This is a genomic window from Paenibacillus lupini, assembly GCF_011761355.1.
Lineage (GTDB): Bacteria > Bacillota > Bacilli > Paenibacillales > Paenibacillaceae > Pristimantibacillus > Pristimantibacillus lupini.
Map to the genome: position 1 here is coordinate 825515 of NZ_JAASRW010000003.1, position 20317 is coordinate 845831.

Here is a 20317-nt window from a genome sequence, read left to right on the forward strand (position 1 = left end):
CTTGTTGGTTCTTTTTTTATTTCGGCCAAACATTATAATGTTCATTGACCTCCAATGGTAATCGATGTATCTTAACAGTATAATAGCCGATATTAGGATGAATGAGCGGTAGAAAGGTAGGAACAGACAGTAATGAAGCTGATACGAAATAACAGGCCTCTTTATATACAAGTGATGGACATCATTAAGGATCGGATTTTGCACGGGGTGTACCCTGTTGATTCGAATATTCCGTCGGAGCCGCAGCTCGAGCAGGAGTTCCAAGTAAGCAAAATAACGGTACGTAATGCGATCAAAGCGCTCGTGCAGGAAGGATATTTGGAGACGAGCAGCGGTAAAGGCACGAGGGTCATCCGCAATACGTCGTCCTCCAAATTGTCCAAGCTCAAGCGTTTCACTGAGGTGTTGGTAGAAGAAGGCCATCAGATTGGCAAGCAGCTAATACGTGCAGGGCTGACGGGCAATGAGGAAGGATCAGAGCCATATCGCCTCTTTGGTTCACAAGCGTTAAAGGTGGAGAGGTTGTACCTGCTTAATGGCAAACCCTATATTCATTACACACATTATCTGAATGCCGAGCTCTATCATCAAAGCACAGATGATAATCTGACCATTCAGTCGCTTTACGACTGGCTGGAGGAGCAAGGGTTAGTACCAGTGCGCTATCGGGATGAGTTTGCAGTATCACCAGCTTCTGAAGCCGTGTTGGTATCACTTGGGATCACGGCGGAGAGCGCTATTTTGCTGAAAAGGTCCCGGTTTGCTTATGGAGCAGATGAAGAGTTGATTGAATACAGCGTTGGCTTTTATAATACGGACATGCATCCTTATGTTGTCAATTACGATGTGTAAAGACGAAAGGGGTCTAATATGGAAGCGAACAAGAAAACGTACAACACGATTGATGAATATATTGCTGATTTTCCCGCCGAACTGCAGGTCATTCTTACAAAGATCAGGCAAGTGATCAAAGAGGCTGCGCCAGATGCGAAGGAAAAGATCAGCTATCAGATGCCGGCTTTTGAGCTGAACGGAAACCTGGTCTATTATGCGGCTTTCAAAAAGCATATTGGGTTCTATCCGACAGCTGGCGGAGTTAGTGCTTTTCAGGAGGAACTGTCTGCTTACAAAGGGGCCAAAGGCTCCGTACAATTCCCGTTTAATAAGCCTATTCCGTATGAGTTAATCGGAAGGATTACTGCCTATAGAGCGGCGCAGAACAGGGAGAAGGGGAGCAAATAGCATGAGCGAAGTTTACTTGGTTCGTCCTGCTATGGAGTGGAAACAAGCCTATCTGGATTTTTATCAGGAATGGATAACAAGCGGAGAAGATATCGTTCCGTGGGTGGTGGAGCAGGATCCATCCGATTTTGAAGCGATGATTCAGTGGCTGGATGATCACTCCAACGGTATTGATCTGCGTGAAGGATGGGTGCCTGATACGACCTTTTGGCTGGCTACAGCAGATCGGGAAATTGTTGGTGCAGTCAATATCCGTCATGAGCTGACGCCGTGGCTGATGGACAGGGGTGGACATATCGGATATGGAATCCGCCCTTCGGAAAGAAGAAAAGGGTATGCGACTAAGCTGCTTTCGCAGTCACTTCAGAAATTGAAGGAGCTTGGTGTTCATCAGGCTCTCGTCGTTTGTGATGAGAGTAATGTGGCATCTGCCAAGACGATTCTTAACAATGGCGGTAAAGAAAATGAACGTTTTATTGAGGAAAATGGCAATGTGATCAGACGGTTCTGGATCGAACTCTAAAATGAGAAAAGAGGGTTTATATGAGTCAAACTTTACTTAATCATCTTGCTTTTGTACGTCAAGTTACGATAACTGCAACACAAGGGTTGCCGGAACAAGCGTTAGATTACATACCTGAGGGCTTTAATAACAATATCAGATGGAATCTTGGTCATATTTTTGTCATCCAGGAGAAATTCGCTTTTCAATTTGCGGGTGAGCCTATGCAATTACCGGATAACTTTGAACGTTGGTTTGCCAAAGGGACGAAACCTGCAGATTGGAAAGAAGAGCAGCTTCCAACCCTCGATGAATTGCTGAAGCTGCTTGCTGAGCAGCCTGTACGAATTCAAAAGGAATTGCAGCATCGTCTGGACGAGCAGGTGAAAGCCCCACTCACAACTGGTAACGGCTTGACCTTAAGCACCATTGAGGAGTTCCTAAGCTATACCCTGTTCCACGAAGGGATTCACTTCAACGCGATTAATACATTGAAACGATTTGCGGCTAACAGCCTGTAAGGAAACCTCCCTAAAATCTAGGTTGACTGTTTCGAAATTTGTCAATTTTCACACAAGCCAGTCGAAAAGCTTTGGGCAGCTTAATCAACATGTCACCTTTCATCGCATATAGTGTAGTAAGGTGGTGATGATGAAGTGACATTTACACTTGTCGACTGGATTAAGTACACGTTATGGGGCGTATTCGGATTCATGATTATTGATTTCGTAATTGCCTTTTCCAAGTCGTTCTGGGAAGGAAGCTTCAAGCAGACATCATTTCTTCCTTATCTGAAGGACATTCTATTCTACGTATATCCGCTATATTTCCTCATATCGATTGTATCCCTGGACCCGACGGAATGGACGCTAATTACGTTGTACTTCATAGGCGGACTATCGCTTATAGTCAAGTACGTAATCGACATTATCGACCGGTTCCGTCCAAAAGGCGAAGAAGAAATAGACTAAGTGCACTACGCAAGCAAAGGTTCTTCCTAGCTGTTGTTTCCGGATTCTTTGAACAATCGTACTAGTGGTCCGAATCCGGCAACTACCTCAGAACCTTTACTTGCTCCGTTTCGAACAAGTGAAAAAGGTTCATCACTGCTCGATGAACCGCAAAAAGAAAAGACCCCTTGAGGGTCTTTTTTTGCATGTGAGCACGTCAATCCAAATAAGTCGCAAAAACCGTACTACAGATGTCAAGCGTGCGAGCAGCATAATGCTGCGAGCCAGAGAGAGGAGCGGGTAAAATAAAAAAAGACCCGCAAAGGTTTTAACTGTTTCATCCTAAAACGATGAAACAGTTTCTTTTGTGGCGTAACGTGTGGCACGGAGCAAGTAAATGTGCTGGAGAAGCGTAGCGTTCGCCTTTGTTTCCGGATTCGGACCATTGGGCCGATTGTTCAAGGAATCCGGAAACAACAGCGATCGGAAGAACATTCACTTGCGCAGTGCCATGCCCTTTAGGTTACCCACAACTAAACCCGAGCATCGTCCCGATACTCTTGGGGAGTCACATCAAAGAACTTCTTAAACACGCGGATGAAATACGCTGTGTTATTATACCCGACAATCTCAGCGATCTCGAACACTTTCCCCGGCGTCGTTCGAAGCAGGAAAGCCGCTTTTTCCATACGCAGCCGATACACATACTCCGTCAGCGGTTCACCGGTCTCGGCTTTATAGATCTTCGACAGGTATACAGGGTGAAGATGAACATGATCAGCAATTGCAGGTAAGGACACATCCTTCGCCAGATGAATATCGATGAAGGACCGAACTGAACGGACGATGGAGCTATGATTATCCTTCAGCTCTTGCTCCGCATCTTCCCGGATTCCCTGCAAAATACGAATCGACCACTCCATCAATTGTGCCGCAGTGGTATAAGCAGGAGAATGGAAGAACTTCAAGGCTTCAGGAGACAGAACCGTTGACAACAGCTTGCCATTTTTGTGGATGATATACGAAAAGGCTCCCGCCAGCACGTGATAAGCCTCAATCAACTGCTCGGATACATCCTGCTCATTACCCGCCTCCAGCATATCCTTGAAGATATGCCGGATTTTGGCCTCAATGTCATCAAACCTTCCGGCATCCAGAAGACTAATCAGGGTAGGAGGCTCGTATAAAGACCAAATCGTATGGATCGGGCTAGTCTCCACGGCTTCTTGTGTGGTGACGAATAATCCTTTCCCATGTCCCATCTTCCTGCGCATAGTAGTAACGGCTTGCTCGTAGATCTCTTTAGCCTGACTAGGAAACTGCCCCCAGCCTCCGACCAGTATGGAGATGGCTCCCTTAAGATAGTTCTGAACATTCGTTTGGATTTGCGCGGCATAACGTTCCAGCAGACTCTTCGCATCCATTCCCGCAAGGGAAGAATCCCTTGGCTTGACCAGCAGTACGATATAATCATGGGCATCGCGAGTATGCCAGATATAATAATCATTTTGCATCATTTCACTTGTAATATTGCAGATGGCATATTCCATAAGCGCCGCATCTTGTCCGGGCATTTCTGCAAAACGCTCTTCCATCCGAATAAGCATTATACCTATGTTATCTCCATCAGCAAAAGGCAGGCCAAGCAGCTTCAGCTTGTCCGCCACTGCAGCCTGCGAGCTGCCTCTAAGCAGCTCATTCAGCGTGTTAGCACGAAGCAAAGGCAGATTCTCGTTTAAGGTATAAAGCGTCTTTTGGTAGGAAGCAACCTCTTCCCATTTTTCCTTGATCTGATTAACGACACGTTGTACGGACTCAAGAAGATCCTCGTCACTTACCGGCTTGAGCAAGTAATCAAAGGTATTCTGGGCAATTGCTTGTTTGGCATAGTCAAAATCGGCATAGCCGGTGAGCAGAATCGTTTTTACATGCGGCCATTTGTTGTTAATCTGCGTTATTAGCTCAATCCCCGACATCCCCGGCATTCGGATATCTGTGATGACAATATCGACGGCATGATCCTCCATAATTTGAAGGGCCATTGGGCCGGATAAGGCTTCATGTACAACCGTAATTCCGCATTCTTCCCATGGAATCGTCTCAGCTAGTGTCTCTACAACGGACCGTTCATCATCTACCAATAAAAGCTGTAACATGCTGTTTCACCTGCTTTTTTATATAATTTAAGATCTAGTGTCATTCCAAGAAATAGTTGTCTTGACTCCGCCTAATTCCGAACGGGAATAGGAGAGTCCAGCTTCTTCGCCAAATAAATAAATCAATCTCTGATGTACATTCCATGTCCCGCAGCCCATCTTATCATCAAGCGGCTTGGTCAGGCTGAGCTGCAGCTCATTTATCTTTTCATCGGACATACCAACCCCGCTGTCTTCTACGGTAATTCTGTAAACGCCATCATTTTCATGAAAACCTCGGATGATGATCTCCCCATCCTCCACCTGCGGTTCAAGACCGTGGATAATGGCATTCTCAACAATCGGCTGCAAGGTTAGTCGGGAAATCGTTTTGTCCAATATATCATCGGGCACATCAATCGTAAATCGCATCCTCTCAAGTCGGAGAGACTGGATTTCCAAGTAATTGGTGATCATACTGACCTCTTCGCGAATCGTAGCGACATCGTTCTCGGACCTCGTAATGTATCGGAAATACTCCCCTAAATTCAGCGCCATGGCAACCACAGCTTTTTCGTTTTTCATCCGAGCCATGTTCTTGATATAGAACAGACAGTTGTATAGAAAATGCGGGTTGATCTGGGATTGAAGATGCTTTAGGGTCGCCTCGCGCCTGCGAAGCTTCTCTTCGTATACATTCTCAATCAGCTCTTGAATCCGCTGAGCCATGATGTTGAATCTTGCCAGTAATAGGCTGAATTCACTGTTGCCGGAGTGACGCAAACGGACCGAAAAGTCGCCAGATGACAGACGTTTTGTCCCACGAACAAGCTGCAAGAGTGGCAGCTGAACACTGCGGTAGATAACGAATATAACCGCAATACTCATGACAAGCAGGACTGCAATTGAGGTATAGAATAAATTCCTGCTGTTTGTGATGGGACTTAGAATTTGCTGCATCGGAACATAATCGACGTAATACCAATCCAGACTTTTGGATTTGATGTAAGAGACATAGTATTCGGTGTTATCCAGCTTTGTACGGAATCCTCCTTTGTCGCCAAGACGGGATGATTTCAGCTTTTGCGATAAAAGGGAGATCTTTGGTTCGTTGGCCGTTTTGTTCCGGATCGTACCTTGTGTGGCGTTAAACAGGAAAGGATCTCCGCTGTTGTTCACTTTGTTCTCGTCCAGCATGGTCTTTATGTGATTGATTGGAAAGTTGATCTTTGTAATCAATCGAGCATGACGGGGATTAGACATCGCTGTCGTTGGCTCGGTTGCGTACCAAACGAAGCTGTCCCCCATATACTCCCATGATTTGAGGAACGGTTTAGTAAAAGCATCCTCTTGATAAGAGATCGTATTGTAATATTCCGTCGACAGAGCGTCTCCGGTGCGTGGGAAGTATAACGTGATCGTAGAATGCCATTTGCTGGCGGCATTGTACAGATTCATTTTTTCCAGAATAGCAACACTTAGTTTCACACGTTCATAAGGCTGCCCTTTGAAGTCAGGACGCTGGAAATCCTGGATACTGGAGTCTTGTCCAATCGATACGCCATAGAGTGATAATTGATAAATATTAGACTCCACCTGGGCAGCAAAGGAGGACAAACGATTGGTTGTACCGCTTTGAATTTCATTCTCGATCACGCGTACACTTTCCCGGTTGGAGTAGGTGTAAAGGGATAGGACCGGTATGAGCAGAAGCAGGACCAGAAGTGTGATTTTGGTGAAAACATTAAAGCGCAGCAGCAAAGAGAGGCCCCCTAAGATAGTTAAAATATCAATATCGTTGTTGCAATATTAGGATATAGATCGGAAATCGGCGTTGCTATAATCGTTATATTACAAGGTCAGGACGACCTAGCAAAGTAAAATATTTTGTCAGAACATGGGGGATGCCGCGGTGAAAGACACAGTTATACCATCAACAACGCAACAAAAAAAACGCCGTGTTTCCAAAAACAAATGGAACATGAAACGGAATTGGCCGCTTCACTTGATGCTCTTGCCGGCGCTTTTGCTTGTCATTATTTTTCAATACGTCCCGATGGCCGGGATTGTTATTGCCTTCCAAGATTTTAAGCCTTGGAAAGGATTAACCGGTTCCGAATGGGTAGGACTAGACAACTTCCGCTTCCTGTTCAAATACCCGGATATTGATCAGGTGATCTGGAATACGCTCGTTATCGCCTTCTTCAAGATGGCTGCCGGACTGGTTGTTCCGTTCCTATTCGCCATTCTGCTCAATGAGATTAGGATGATGGCATTCAAGCGTGTAACACAAACGCTGGTCTACTTACCGCATTTTATGTCGTGGGTTATTCTCGGGGGCATCTTGCTCGATATTCTGTCTCCAGACGGAGGGCTCGTCAATAAGCTAGTGACGGCACTTGGAATGAAGCCAATCTTCTTTCTCGGGGATAATAACTGGTTCCGATTTACCCTGATTATCAGTGATGTCTGGAAGGAATTTGGATTCGGAACGATTGTCTTCCTTGCTGCTTTAGCGGGGATTAATCCGGCGCTTTATGAAGCGGCAGAGGTAGATGGCGCGACTAGGCTAAGACAGACCATTCACATTACGATGCCGGCGCTGATGCCAATTGCCATTGTGCTTGGAACGTTATCAATTGGCAATATTCTGAATGCAGGCTTTGATCAGGTCTTCAACCTCTACAACCCTCTCGTGTATGAGAAGGGAGATATTATCGACACCTTCGTTTATCGGCTTGGGATTCTAAATGGGAAAATGAGCTTTGCAACGACGGTTGGCCTGTTCAAATCCGTTGTCGGAATTGTGCTCATTGCCACTTCGTATCGATTAGCCTATAAATTTGCGAACTATCGCGTCTTCTAAGGGGGTTCTTCTTTTGTATTACAAAACGTTTGGCTACAGGCTTTTTAATATCGGCAACTATGTGTTTCTAGGCCTTCTATCGCTCTTATGTATTCTGCCTATTGTTCATATCCTTGCGGTATCGCTCAGCAGTATGGCACCAGCTAATGCTAATCTCGTAGGCTTCTGGCCAATGGGGTTTACGACAGATGCTTATGCGAAGACGTTTGGTAATTCCAACTTCCTTAACTCCTTGTGGATATCGGTCGAACGGACCGTATTGTCTACGGTGATTGGCATGATCATTGTGTTACTGACTGCCTACCCTCTGTCAAAGGATGACCAGAATTTCAAAGGACGCACGATGTATATCTGGATTTTCGTCTTTACGATCTTATTCAGCGGGGGACTTATCCCAAGCTACATTCTGATTCAAAAGATTGGACTAATGGACTCCATTTGGGCACTTATTCTGCCGGGTGCGGTGTCGGTTTATAACATCATTCTGATGCTGAACTTTTTCCGCGGCTTGCCCAAAGAGCTTGAAGAAGCAGCACATCTAGACGGTGCGGGTCAGCTCAAAACGCTTGTTCTTGTGTTCATTCCTTTGTCTATGCCTTCCATTGCAACGCTGTCTCTGTTCACGATGGTTTACCAGTGGAACTCGTGGTTTGACGGCATGATCTACATGCGGGATATCAAGGATTATCCTCTGGCTTCACTGCTTCAGACGATTATTGTGCAGCAGGATTTCAGTAAGATCAATGTCGATGCCAAACAATTGGAGAATATCTCGAACCGTACCGTACGTGCGGCTCAGATCTTTATCGGTGCACTTCCGATTCTTCTCGTGTATCCATTCCTTCAGCGCTTCTTCGTAAAAGGGATGGTCATTGGCGCGGTAAAAGAATAGCCATAACAACTGTTGTAAGAAGGGGCCGCGCAAGCGGCCTCATCTATGATAAAAAACGAAAGTAACTAAGGAGGATATGATGGTTAAAAAATGGATGTCTCGAATGGTCATATGCAGTCTGTTGGCTTCCTTCGCCAGCCCCGTTATCGGAGTGAATAGTACGTATGCTGCAGAGTCAACTCCAGTGAAGTCGTTTCAAGATCTAGAATGGCACTGGGCAAAATCGGCGATAGACCGTATGGCCTCACTTGGTATTGTAAGCGGTTACGATACGGGGGGCTTTAAACCCGGCTTATCAATCAGCAGAGCTGAATTTATAACAATGCTGGATCGTGTATTTGGTTTTTCTGGTACGGAATCAACAGCCTATGATGATGTAGCAGCGGATGCCTGGTATTATGATGCGGTTACAAGAGCAAGCGGTTCAGGCGTTGTGAATGGGATGGATAAGGATCATTTTGCACCAAATGCACAGATTACGAGAGAAGATGCTGCAGTTATGATCGATCGGGCGTTTGAGCTCTCAACAGGCAGCGAATCCGATGCCGAACTTAAGCAGTTTAAGGATTATAGGGCTGTTTCCAGCTATGCAAAGAAAGCGCTTTCTTATTTGATGGGTGAGAAGGTTATGAAAGGCTTCAACGGTAAGCTACAGCCAAAGTCGCCAATTACACGTGCTGAATCTGCTGTTCTCTTGTCCGGCATGATTGGTGATTTGATCACCAAGCCAGTCGTCTATGATGCTTCCAAAGTAGAGGGCAATCTGATCATCCGCGCAACCGATGTTACGGTCAAGAATACAGCGGTGCATGGCAGTCTGCTTCTTGCCGAAGGAATCAAGGAGGGCGACGTTACGCTGGAAGGTGTTACGGTTACAGGTAAGACCGTTATTAAGGGAGGCGGAAGCCATTCGGTTGTCTTTAATGGTGCCCAGCTGAATGACGTTTCCATTAACAAACCTGGAAGTTCCGTTCGAGTTGTTTTTCAGAATGGTACTCATGCAGAGCAGGTAAGAATTTTAACACCAACAGATTTTGAATGGTCTGAAGATAGTGAAGTAAAATCCCTCCAGGTTCAGTCAGATGGTGTTACGGTGAATGATAAGCCAATTCCTACGGGTACGGAGACTTCGTTAGGAGCCGGAGCATCCGGTACAACAAATCCGCCAACCACTACAAACCCGCCGTCAACTTCAGGAGAGACACCGGTACCGTCAACGACGATTCCAGATAAGGACTGGCAGCTGGTCTGGAATGATGAATTTAATAAACCAGCTATCGATACGACCAAATGGACGGTCGTGGACACGGATGTTGTCTACAACAATGAGCTGGAATATTACACGCCAAATAATGCCGCTATTGAGAAGGATGGAGACCGCAGCGTTCTGAGCATTAAGGCTAAGAAAGAAGAGTATAAGGGCAGCAGCTATACGTCTGCGAAGCTGATAACGAAAGAAAAAGGCGACTGGACTTACGGTAAAATGGTCGTTCGCGCCAAGCTGCCTGTTCAGCAGGGTATGTGGCCTGCGATGTGGATGATGCCAACCGATGAAGCGCATTACGGCGGATGGCCGGCTTCCGGTGAGATTGACATGATGGAGCTTATTGGCGGAGCGAACAAAAACAAGGTTTTTGGTACACTTCACTATGACAGTGTTCAACCAGACGGTTCACATGGTTCCGTTCAGAGCAGCTATGTGCTGCAGAATGGTGCGACCTTTGCCGACGACTATCATGATTTTCAATTAGAATGGCTGCCAGGCGTTATCCGTTTCTATGTTGATGGCCAGCTTTATCATGAAGTGAGAGATTGGAAGACCAAGGGACCGGGGCAGCCAGAATACTATACCTATCCCGCACCATTTGATAGACCCTTCTACATGATTCTGAATCTGGCAGTAGGCGGAGACTGGCCGGGAGCGCCAAATGGAGATTTTACAGCAGATCAGATGAACGTGGACTTTGTACGGGTGTATGAATATAAGAACCTGGACAGCTGGGAAGATGTAACGGGTAATCCTCCTGCACCTGAACCAAAACGTGCGCCGCAAGAGGACGGCAATTTGCTCTACAATGAGAAGTTTATGCAAGCCACAGATGCAAATGGAATCCCACCATATTGGCAGTTCCTTCTGAACGAAGGCGGAAGTGGTCAAGTGACTGTTGTGGATGATGAGGCAAAAGGGAAAGCGGCTAAAGTATCGATCACGAATGCCGGTACCCAGGTCTATTCCGTACAACTGACTCAAATGCCGGTCTACCTGCAAAAGGGCAAGAAATATAAAGTGACCTATGACGCCAAAGCGGATGCGGAACTGAACATTATGTCGAAGGTGAATCAGTTTGAGAAGAACTGGAAAGTGTACTCCGGCGAACAGCAGAGCCATCTGACGACAGAGTGGCAGTCCTATGAATATAACTTTGACATGTTAGAAAGCACTGATAATAATGCTAGATTTGAATTTAATCTTGGCAAAGATGCAGTAACAAGTGCCTATTTCGCAAATGTGAGGCTTGTAGAAATCGGAGAGGCTTCCCCTCAGCCGGAAATTCCGGTGGAACGGACGACGCTGCCCGATGGTAACCTCATCTATAACGGTACATTTGATCAAGGCTCGAACCGACTAGCCTTCTGGACAACTTCAGTAGCCGAGGATGCATCAGCTGATTTCAGCGTGAATAATTTCCTCGCGTTCCCTGTGATGGAGCGGCAATTGGCTGTTGATGTTGCCAATGGAGGAGCGGAAGCGTGTGCTGTAGCCGTCTCTCAACCAGGATTGGTGCTGGAGAAAAACAGCGAGTACGCGATTTATTTTGATGCCAAATCCGACACGGCTCGTGAGATGGATCTTGATGTGGTGAGCAGTCACCCTGTTTTGTTTCCAAGTGGTAGTGAAATTTCTCTTGGGACAACCATGCAAACCTACTCGACAGAGGTTGTGATCGGGGAGGGTGCAGATAAGGCTGAAGCGGAGCTCAAGCTGTTATTTGGCGGAGAGAACGGCAAGGTACTGGTAGACAATGTTCGATTGGTGAAGCGTGGCGCACCTGTCTCGGTATCGGGTTATACTCATATTCCTGCTGCCGGTGCGTGGGAGATGCAGGGCTTGCAGCTTGAGAACGCAAGTGAAGGCGGCAAGAATGTCGCCTATATGGACGAAGGTGATACGCTGCGATACAAGATTAGTGTCGAACGTTCCGGTGAGTATGCGATTTCAGCGAGAGTAGCGAGTGGTCAAGAGGATTCGCAAGTCCGATTGAACGTCAAAGACGAGACAGGTGGCCTTATTGCACAGTCAACTTATGATCTTGGCAGCACAGACGGATGGCAAAAGTATAAGACGATTTATTTGGATCAAGTAGAATTGGAAGCTGGTAACAGCTATTACCTTGATTTCGAGGGATACGGATACAACACTCTTTGGGTAGATATGTCGCCTAATATCGTGTTGAATGGTGATTTTGTTACGGACCTGAGCAGCTGGAACCTTACTCCTGGAGAACCTGCTTCTATGAGCAGATCGAGTGAAGGAGAGTTAGTAGCGGAGCTGCCGGGAACAAGCCAGAACTGGTGGGATTACACGCTGCAGCAGAGCAACGTGAACATGGTGAAGGGCAAAACTTACAGGCTGGAGTTTGATGCGTCTGCGTCGAGCTTGAAAAATATGCAGGTGGTTGTCTCGCAGAGCAGCGGCGAATTCGCCAAGTATCTGGAGCAAACAGCGTCACTAGGAGCGGATCAAGCCCATTTTGCCTACGACTTTACAATGGGCAGCGATTCGGATCCAGCATCTGTCCTTGTCTTTGGATTAGGCAACCCGGCAGCTAGTGAGGGTGCAAACTCGGTTGCGATCGATCACATTATGCTGTATGAAGTGAATGGTTCGGCAGAGACAGGAGGGCAGCCTCTTAACGTAAACCTGCTGCAAAATGGCGGCTTTACAAGTGGAACAGAGGGATGGTTCTCCTATACGGCAGCTCCTGGCCAGCTTGCTATCGCCGCAAATAATAACAGGCTTGAGGCTTCCATCGGATCAGTAGGCGATAATGCTTGGGATCGGCAGGTGATCCAGGAGGGCTTCGCGATTCAGCAAGGCTCTAAGTATCAGTTTACTTTCAAAGCGAAGGCTAATACGGCTAGAAAATTAGGAATTGGCATTGGCTGGGTAGATGTTCCGGCTGGATATGCGTGGCATGGTTACTTTGGCCAGCAGGTCGATCTGACGACAGAGGAGCAGACCTTCACTTTTACCTTTGATGTGACAGATGGCAGCTATGACCCTTCTCGTATTTCCTTCGATATGGGCAATATTGCGGGCGGCAACGCCGGTGATACAACCATTACGATCTCGGATGTAAATCTGGTCAATTTGGGACCGATCTAACATCATTTTATAGATCGAAAATGTACGGTTGGAAGGAGGGATAGGGGAAGGCTGGCTGATTTACAGTGTCCTATCACATTTGGAGGTGTTGTATGAAAAAGAAAGCATCACTCGTTATGGCTGGTTCGGCAATTGTATCGATGTTATTCGTTTCAAGTTCGTACGGAGCTACTGAGTTTTGGGAACCTTTGACGTACTATAATCCTGCAACCTGGCAAAAGGCGGATGGTTACTCGAACGGCGGTATGTTTAACTGTACCTGGCGTGCGAACAATGTGAGCTTCACGAGTGACGGCCATTTGAAGCTGGGCCTAACAAGCTCTGCCTACAACGTATTTAATTGCGCGGAATACCGTTCCGTTAACAAGTATGGTTATGGTCTCTATGAGGTCAGCATGAAGCCGGCTAAAAACACGGGTATCGTATCTTCTTTCTTCACCTACACCGGCCCGTCTGATGGCACGCCATGGGATGAGATTGATATTGAGTTCCTCGGCAAAGACACAACCAAGGTGCAGTTCAATTACTTTACCAATGGTATAGGCGGACACGAGAAAGTGGTAGATCTAGGCTTCGATGCGTCACAAGGCTTCCATACTTATGCTTTCAATTGGCAGGCAGGCTCTATCAAGTGGTATGTTGACGGTGTGCTCAAGCATACGGCTACTTCAACGATCCCGACTAATCCAGGCAAAATCATGATGAACATTTGGAACGGCACAGGTGTAGACAGCTGGCTCGGTGCCTATAATGGCGCCAATCCCCTCTATGCCGAATATGATTGGATGAAATATACGAGCAATTAAAGCGGAAAACGGTGCAGGAGGCTCCTGCACCGTTTTTGTGCAAATAATTCCCGGCTAGTAGTTAGTGGCCTCGTACAGTAAAATTTTAAAGATATATATTCAATTTTTAACATCCTAAGGAAGTGCAATTGATGTTGCAATCTTAGTATAGAACGAGGTAGTCCAACTCCTTAATATAGGTTTTGTAAACTACTACATTGCACTGGGGGAAATGCAGTTGAAAGAAAATAAAAGAAAGTTGCTGCCTACGATGGTGCTCGCGGGAGTTATGTCTCTAACAGCGATCACTACTGCGTGCGGCAACAATAACAATGCACCGGACAATGCCAATGCAAGTACAAATGCAAATGCCAGCAATGCGCCTGCTAATAACGCTGCTGCAGAAAATGCAACAAACGAGCTTAAAAAATATGATCCACCGATCACAATCAGCTACTTGCGCCCATGGGGCCCCGATGTAACGTTCAAAGAGGGTGAAGATGCCGACAATAACGTACATACAAAGTGGGCACTTGATAAATTCGGAATTCAGCTGAAGAACCAATGGATTGCGCCTTCGACGAACAATGCGTTTGAAACAAAGCTTCGCTTGTCTCTTGCGACGAATGAAAAAATGCCGGATATCATCTCTTACCGTGGCGACTTCACCCTCGTAAGAGAGCTGATCGACTCCGGACGTTTCATAGATGCTGGTGAATTGTTCGACAAATATGCCAGCCAAACTTGGAAAGATGCTATGAACGAAGATCCTACTGTATGGTATCCGTACATGGAGGATGGCAAACGAGTTGGTATTCCAATTCTCGATTACGCTTACAATGGCGACCCGGTTATGTGGATTCGCGAAGACTGGATGCAGAAGCTTGGACTTCCAGCTCCTAAGACCTTGGCTGATCTCGAAAAAGTTATGGATGCCTTCACCAATCAGGATCCGGATGGCAACGGCAAGAAAGATACGTACGGTCTCGCGATCGGCTTCAAAAACTGGCTCAACACGTGGATGTCTGATGCAGGCTGGATCTTCGGCATGTATGGCACGCAGCCAAACCAATGGAATAAAGCAGCAGACGGCACGCTCGAGTACGGTTCCGTTTCCGCAGGCTCGAAGCAAGCACTCGCAACGCTTCAAAGCTGGATGAGCAAAGGCTATCTGCCGACAGAAGCGGGCTTGTACGACGAGACGAAAGCGTCGGAAGATTTCACAGCAGGCAAAGCAGGTATCGTTGTTGGTCCTCACTGGATGCCGGCATGGCCGCTTGAAGATGTGAAGAAAAATAATAAAGATGCGCAATACAAAGCATACGCGCTGCCTGCTGGACCAGACGGCAAAGTGGGACGTCATGGTACAACTAACTCCAACGGTGTTGTGTTGATTAATGCAGAGATGGAGCATCCAGAAGCGTTCTTCGAATATCAGAACTACCTGTTCGACCAATTCGCGAATCCTCCAGCTGGTGGGGAGTTCGAGAATGGTATGGCAGAAGGTTATGACTGGGTAATGGTAGACGGTGAAGTGAAAAAAGATGCTGCAAGCACAGGCGGCTTTGCTCCAGAGAAGTATACGCTCACATTTGATGGAGCACGTATTCCAGGTCTGAACATGCAAGTACTTGCAAAGCTGGCGAATGGCGAAGAGGCAACTACACCGCTTGAGAAGAAGAACAAATTAAGCGCGACTCAGCCACTCCTCGAAGCAGCTAAGATCGTTCTGGAACAGAAGGATGCGGTTATGCCGCAAATGTTCACAGGTGCTCCAACAGAAACGATGCAAACGAGCAATGATATTTTGACGAAGATGGAGAAAGATACATTCTCTCAAATCATCTACGGCAAAGCTTCTGTTGATTCCTTCGACAAATTCGTAGAGAAGTGGAAATCTTCCGGCGGCGACAAAATTACGCAAGAAGTGAATGACTGGTACAAATCCGTGAGTGCTGGTGCAAAATAATAAAGGTTAGGCAAACGAGTGACCGCTTCTCCCATATGGAGAGGCGGTCACTTTTTTAATAAAGCAAATCCTTTTCTACTATTCACTCCTTTAAGAGTTTGCTATAGTAGGGGGTATTTAATAAGTACTCACTATTTGGGAAAATAAGAGGTGCTCAAATGAGATCGATTATGATTATGCTGGACACTTTGAATAGACGTGCTCTATCCGCGTATGGCGGAGAAGGCGTGATAACGCCGAACATAGATCGGCTTGCTGAGCAGTCTGTTGTATTCGACCAACACTGGTCCGGCTCATTACCATGTATGCCGGCTCGCAGAGATATGATGACCGGGCGTGCTGCTTTTCTTGAAAAAGGGTGGGGCGGCATCGAGCCGTTTGACCAAACCTTGCCGGCTGCCCTTCGGGAAGCAGGCGTATTCAGTCACATCGTCACCGATCATTATCATTACTTTGCGACAGGTGGAGAAAATTACTGCCAGTCTTTCTCGACTTGGGATTTCCACCGGGGGCAGGAGGATGATCCTTGGTTGTCTTCTGTCGCAGATCTGCCGAAGCGGGCTGAGTATTACGGTCAAGTGAGGGAGCAATGTGATAAGAATCGGACGCAGTTCATCCGGGAGGAAGACTATCCGGGACCACGGACGATTCAAGCGGCATGTGATTGGCTGGAGAGGAATGGGCGGGAAGACCGTTATTTTCTAACCGTTGAAGCGTTTGATCCGCATGAGCCTTTTGATACACCTGATCATTATTTGGAGATGTATCAAGACAGCTATGAAGGTCCGGCTTATAGCTGGCCGAAGTACGGCACGGTTGATGTACCACCTGATGCCCTTGCCCATATCCAGAAGCGTTATGCTGCGACACTTACTATGATTGATGTGTGGCTTGGCAAGTTGTTTGATACGATGGAACGGCTGGATATTTTGGATGATACGATGATTATCTTCACAACTGACCATGGCTTATTGCTCGGCGAGCATGAGCAGACAGGCAAGAATGTGATGCATGTCTATAATGAGCTAGCTAATATTCCGCTTATGATCAGGCTTCCTGAAGGTCAGGGAGCGGGGACACGGATCAAGGCGCTTACACAAAATATTGACCTCATGCCAACTATTCTTGATTATATGGGCGTAGAAATTCCGGAAACGGTGCAAGGAGCTTCACTTCGTCTATTAATTGAAGGAACGCAGGAGCATATTCGGGAGGCTGCTTTATACGGTTATCATGGGATGTGCGTGAACGTAACGGATGGTCGTTATACTTACATGCGCGCACCTGTCTCCCCGGATAATTATCCGTGTTATACGTACACGGCGATGCCAACGACGTTCCGCTCTTATCTAGGGCGTATCGCTCCTGAACAGATCGAAGCGGGACGATTCCTGCCTTATACGTCTTATCCAGTCTTCAAAATTCCGGAAAGCACGAAAGGCTTGAAGTACGCACGGAATCAATTCGTTATGGAAACACGTCTTTATGACCTTTCGAATGATCAAGCCCAGGAACATCCGCTGCATGATGAAGCGGCAGAGGCTAGAATGATTGAGCTGCTTATTAATGGAATGAGGCAAGCTGGAGCACCCGAGGAACAATATGTCAGACTAGGCTTGGCTTAGGCAGGGAGGAATACAAATATGGCAGAAGATTCGCAAGGCAATCCATTGAAATCTTGTTGTTCAACGCAGCGTTCGTCTATTGTAATTGAGCCTAAGAACCTTAAGCTAAAAGCAGGCGTTCAAGTGGTGAAAGCTAATCCTTCAAATGAGGATACGACAGGAATGGTCCTCATTCCAGGAGGAACCTTTCTTATGGGTACTAACGATAAGGAAGGATTTCCGGCTGATGGAGAAGGACCGATCCATGCGGTTACGGTCTCGGATTTTTATATGGATGAGTGTGCCGTAACGAATGAACAGTTCGAACGGTTTATCGCGGCAACCGGTTATGTGACGGAAGCCCAGCAATTCGGCTGGTCTTATGTGTTCCATTCTTTTGTATCGGAAGCTGATGCGGCAAAAGTCACGATGACTCCACAGTCTGCTCCATGGTGGTTCCCTATTGAAGGGGCCGATTGGAATCATCCCGAGGGACCAGATTCCGGTATCGAAGGTCGGGAGGATCATCCGGTTGTTCATGTGTCCTGGAATGATGCGATGGCCTATTGCAAGTGGGCAGGCAGAAGGCTTCCTACAGAAGCGGAATGGGAATATGCCGGAAGAGGCGGCCTTGTTCAGAAGCGCTACCCTTGGGGGGACAAGCTGAAGCAAGGCGGAGAGCATCACTGCAACATTTGGCAGGGCAAGTTCCCGGTCAAAAATCACGCCAGCGACGGTTTCCTCGGAACCGCTCCAGTACGAAGCTTCAAGCCTAACGGTTATGGCCTCTATAATATGGCGGGTAATGTATGGGAATGGTGTTCAGACTGGTTCAGCCCAGCCTATTACCAAAGCGGCGAGAGTGACAATCCGCAAGGCCCGCGAGGCGGAGAAGGAAGAGTAATGCGAGGTGGTTCTTATCTATGCCACAGCTCTTACTGCAACCGATACCGGGTAGCTGCACGTAATAAAAACACCCCCGACAGCTCAACAGGCAATGCGGGCTTCCGAACGGTGCTGTCAGCAACACAATAAAGCAAAGGACCGTCTTCCCAAGGAGACGGTCCTTGCTTGTTTATGGACAGTTAGACTGATTCATTCTTTTGATCCCTATTATAACCCCAGCCTATCTTAGCGCCACGTATCCACATACCCATTAATTGATGTCCTGCAATCTCAGTCTGTAAACTACACGCCCCGTATGTTGGATTTCATCCATTATAGCTCCCCTTCTTCCCTCATATCAGTCTCTATGTTGGATTTCATCCAGCATAATTCCGCTAGATGAAGGTTAATTGAACCTTGGTGACTTTTTTGCTGTACGGAATCCAATATAGACGAACAAGTAAAGCTCGTGACAATCTTCTTACTGGATGAAATCCAACATAGCCATGCTTAAGCTGTATGATTCCTGAGTAGCAGCTCGCCGATGTGTCACAGCTATTTTGTCCTAGGCTCCTTCTGCTATCGACAGGTCACAATCGTATCCTTTCAGGTCACCGGATTGGTAGTTAGGCCTCCCCCTGAACTCTTACAATTAACTCATGAACCACGGCATACCGGGGTCAACAAACGACAAAGAGTTGATAAAGGGAAGGGAGCAACAATCATGTTAAAGAGCAAAAAAATGCTTATTACGCTTAGCTTGCTGGCTGTATCGATGTCGCTCGCAGCATGCGGCGGCAACAACAATAAGACAACCGCAAACAATGCAAATGCCTCCGCTAGCACAAATACAAACGCTAACTCACCAGCTTCGGAATCACCAAGCACGGATGCTGCAGCAACAACAGAAGTCACGGGTCCAACGGAAGAGAAGCCAGCGGAACTGACAATCTGGCCAGACACTGCAGAAGATAAACTCGCGGTTATCCAAGCAGCGGCAGACAAATACACAGCCGCAACAGGAATCAAAATCAACATTAAACCGGTAGCGATGAACGATCAGCCGGATGTTCTTGCCCTTGACGGTCCTGCAGGCAAAGGTCCAGACCTGTTCTACCAGCCGGGCATCGGCAGCCTTGTTGTGAAAGGTCTCGTTCAAGAAGTGAAAGCTTCCGACGAAGTGAAGGGGACTTACACACCTGAAGCATTGGCAGCTCTTAGCCAAGACGGCGTGCTCTACGGTCTTCCGCTCGTAACTGAAACGTATGCTCTTTTTTATAATAAGAAGCTTGTTCCTACGGCACCGGCAACGATTGCGGAACTGGAGCAAATTATGAAAGATCAAACCGACGCGAAGAAACAAAACTACGGCTTCCTCTTCGAAGCAGCGAACTTCTACTTTGCTTGGGGCTTCCTTGGTGGTGAAGGCGGCTACATCTTCAAAGACAATGCCGGCAAATACGACATCAACGATATCGGCCTCAATAAAGAAGGTACAGTAAAAGGTGCCTCCCTCATTCAAAGCTGGTTCAACAACGGTTATCTGCCTAAAGGCGTAAACGGCGACATCGTTGGCGGCTTGTTCACACAAGGTAAAGTTGGCGCGGTTATCAACGGTCCTTGGGCAATTAACGATTACAAGAAAGCATTGGGTGACGATCTTGCGGTTGCTCCAATCCCTACCCTCGAAGGCGGCGGTCACCCAACTTCCTTCATCGGCGTAAAAGGCTGGATGCTTTCCAAGTTCACGAAGAGCCCAGAATGGGCAGCAGACTTTGCAGCCTTCCTGACGAACGAAGAGAATGCCCTTGATTACTTCAAAAAAACAGGTGAAGTTCCACCGGTCATTAGTGTCCTGAACAATCCGGCTCTAACTGGAGATCCGCTTGTATCCGGCTTCTCGCAGCAAATCCAATACGGTCAACCGTTCCCTACTGTTCCTGAGCTTGATCATGTATGGGATCCAATGGCTAACGCTTTGAAATTCATTACAGAAGGCAAAGACGTTCAAGCTTCACTGGATGACGCAGTAAATCTCATTAATGACAAGATGAAGATGGCAGGCGCGAAATAAGTAAACGTAACGTAAGCAAAAGGGAA

15 protein-coding genes are annotated in these 20317 nt (G+C 47.0%); 13 read left to right on the top strand and 2 right to left on the bottom strand.

What is annotated here, in order from left to right:
• The first annotated feature begins 132 nt into the window (after positions 1-132).
• From FHS17_RS13310 to FHS17_RS13330, 5 genes are all read left to right on the top strand, one after another.
• A complete protein-coding gene (locus tag FHS17_RS13310; protein ID WP_167278865.1) occupies positions 133-852 on the top strand; it encodes a GntR family transcriptional regulator in 720 nt (239 codons plus the stop codon).
• Between the two features lie 18 nt (positions 853-870).
• A complete protein-coding gene (locus tag FHS17_RS13315; RefSeq protein ID WP_167278866.1) occupies positions 871-1242 on the top strand; it encodes an iron chaperone in 372 nt (123 codons plus the stop codon).
• Between the two features lies 1 nt (position 1243).
• The gene (locus tag FHS17_RS13320) at positions 1244-1765 is read left to right on the top strand and encodes a GNAT family N-acetyltransferase (RefSeq protein ID WP_167278867.1); all 522 of its coding nucleotides are present in this window, start codon (positions 1244-1246) and stop codon (positions 1763-1765) included.
• A 20-nt stretch (positions 1766-1785) separates the two neighbouring features.
• Entirely contained in the window at positions 1786-2265 is a 480-nt protein-coding gene (locus FHS17_RS13325; RefSeq protein WP_167278868.1) for a DinB family protein, read from the top strand.
• Between the two features lie 135 nt (positions 2266-2400).
• Positions 2401-2715 carry a hypothetical protein gene (locus FHS17_RS13330; protein ID WP_167278869.1) on the top strand — a complete coding sequence of 105 codons (315 nt, stop codon included), beginning with the start codon at positions 2401-2403 and terminating at the stop codon, positions 2713-2715.
• A 512-nt stretch (positions 2716-3227) separates the two neighbouring features.
• Here the strand turns inward: FHS17_RS13330 and FHS17_RS13335 are convergent.
• Together FHS17_RS13335 and FHS17_RS13340 are read right to left on the bottom strand one after the other, a co-directional pair.
• Positions 3228-4850 carry a response regulator gene (locus FHS17_RS13335; RefSeq protein WP_167278870.1) on the bottom strand — a complete coding sequence of 541 codons (1623 nt, stop codon included), beginning with the start codon at positions 4848-4850 and terminating at the stop codon, positions 3228-3230.
• 27 nt (positions 4851-4877) lie between these two features.
• Positions 4878-6590 carry a sensor histidine kinase gene (locus FHS17_RS13340; protein WP_167278871.1) on the bottom strand — a complete coding sequence of 571 codons (1713 nt, stop codon included), beginning with the start codon at positions 6588-6590 and terminating at the stop codon, positions 4878-4880.
• A gap of 220 nt (positions 6591-6810) precedes the next feature.
• On the opposite strand from FHS17_RS13340, the gene FHS17_RS13345 reads away from it, so the two are divergent.
• The 8 genes from FHS17_RS13345 to FHS17_RS13380 all read left to right on the top strand — a co-directional run bounded on the left by FHS17_RS13345 (position 6811) and on the right by FHS17_RS13380 (position 20291).
• Complete coding sequence (locus FHS17_RS13345) at positions 6811-7695, top strand: ABC transporter permease (RefSeq protein WP_167278948.1); 885 nt, start codon at positions 6811-6813, stop codon at positions 7693-7695.
• Positions 7696-7708: 13 nt separating this feature from the next.
• Entirely contained in the window at positions 7709-8587 is an 879-nt protein-coding gene (locus tag FHS17_RS13350) for a carbohydrate ABC transporter permease (protein ID WP_167278872.1), read from the top strand.
• A gap of 76 nt (positions 8588-8663) precedes the next feature.
• Positions 8664-12974, top strand: coding sequence for a carbohydrate binding domain-containing protein (locus FHS17_RS13355; RefSeq protein ID WP_243865317.1), 4311 nt, complete (start codon positions 8664-8666; stop codon positions 12972-12974).
• 116 nt (positions 12975-13090) lie between these two features.
• Positions 13091-13780 carry a beta-glucanase gene (gene bglS / locus FHS17_RS13360; RefSeq protein WP_243865349.1) on the top strand — a complete coding sequence of 230 codons (690 nt, stop codon included), beginning with the start codon at positions 13091-13093 and terminating at the stop codon, positions 13778-13780.
• A 217-nt stretch (positions 13781-13997) separates the two neighbouring features.
• Positions 13998-15728, top strand: coding sequence for an extracellular solute-binding protein (locus tag FHS17_RS13365; RefSeq protein ID WP_167278874.1), 1731 nt, complete (start codon positions 13998-14000; stop codon positions 15726-15728).
• 158 nt (positions 15729-15886) lie between these two features.
• Entirely contained in the window at positions 15887-17353 is a 1467-nt protein-coding gene (locus tag FHS17_RS13370; protein WP_167278875.1) for a sulfatase, read from the top strand.
• Between the two features lie 18 nt (positions 17354-17371).
• Complete coding sequence (locus FHS17_RS13375; protein WP_167278876.1) at positions 17372-18367, top strand: formylglycine-generating enzyme family protein; 996 nt, start codon at positions 17372-17374, stop codon at positions 18365-18367.
• A 574-nt stretch (positions 18368-18941) separates the two neighbouring features.
• On the top strand, positions 18942-20291 hold the full coding sequence (locus FHS17_RS13380) for an extracellular solute-binding protein (RefSeq protein ID WP_208420347.1): 1350 nt from the start codon (positions 18942-18944) through the stop codon (positions 20289-20291).
• Positions 20292-20317: the final 26 nt, after the last annotated feature.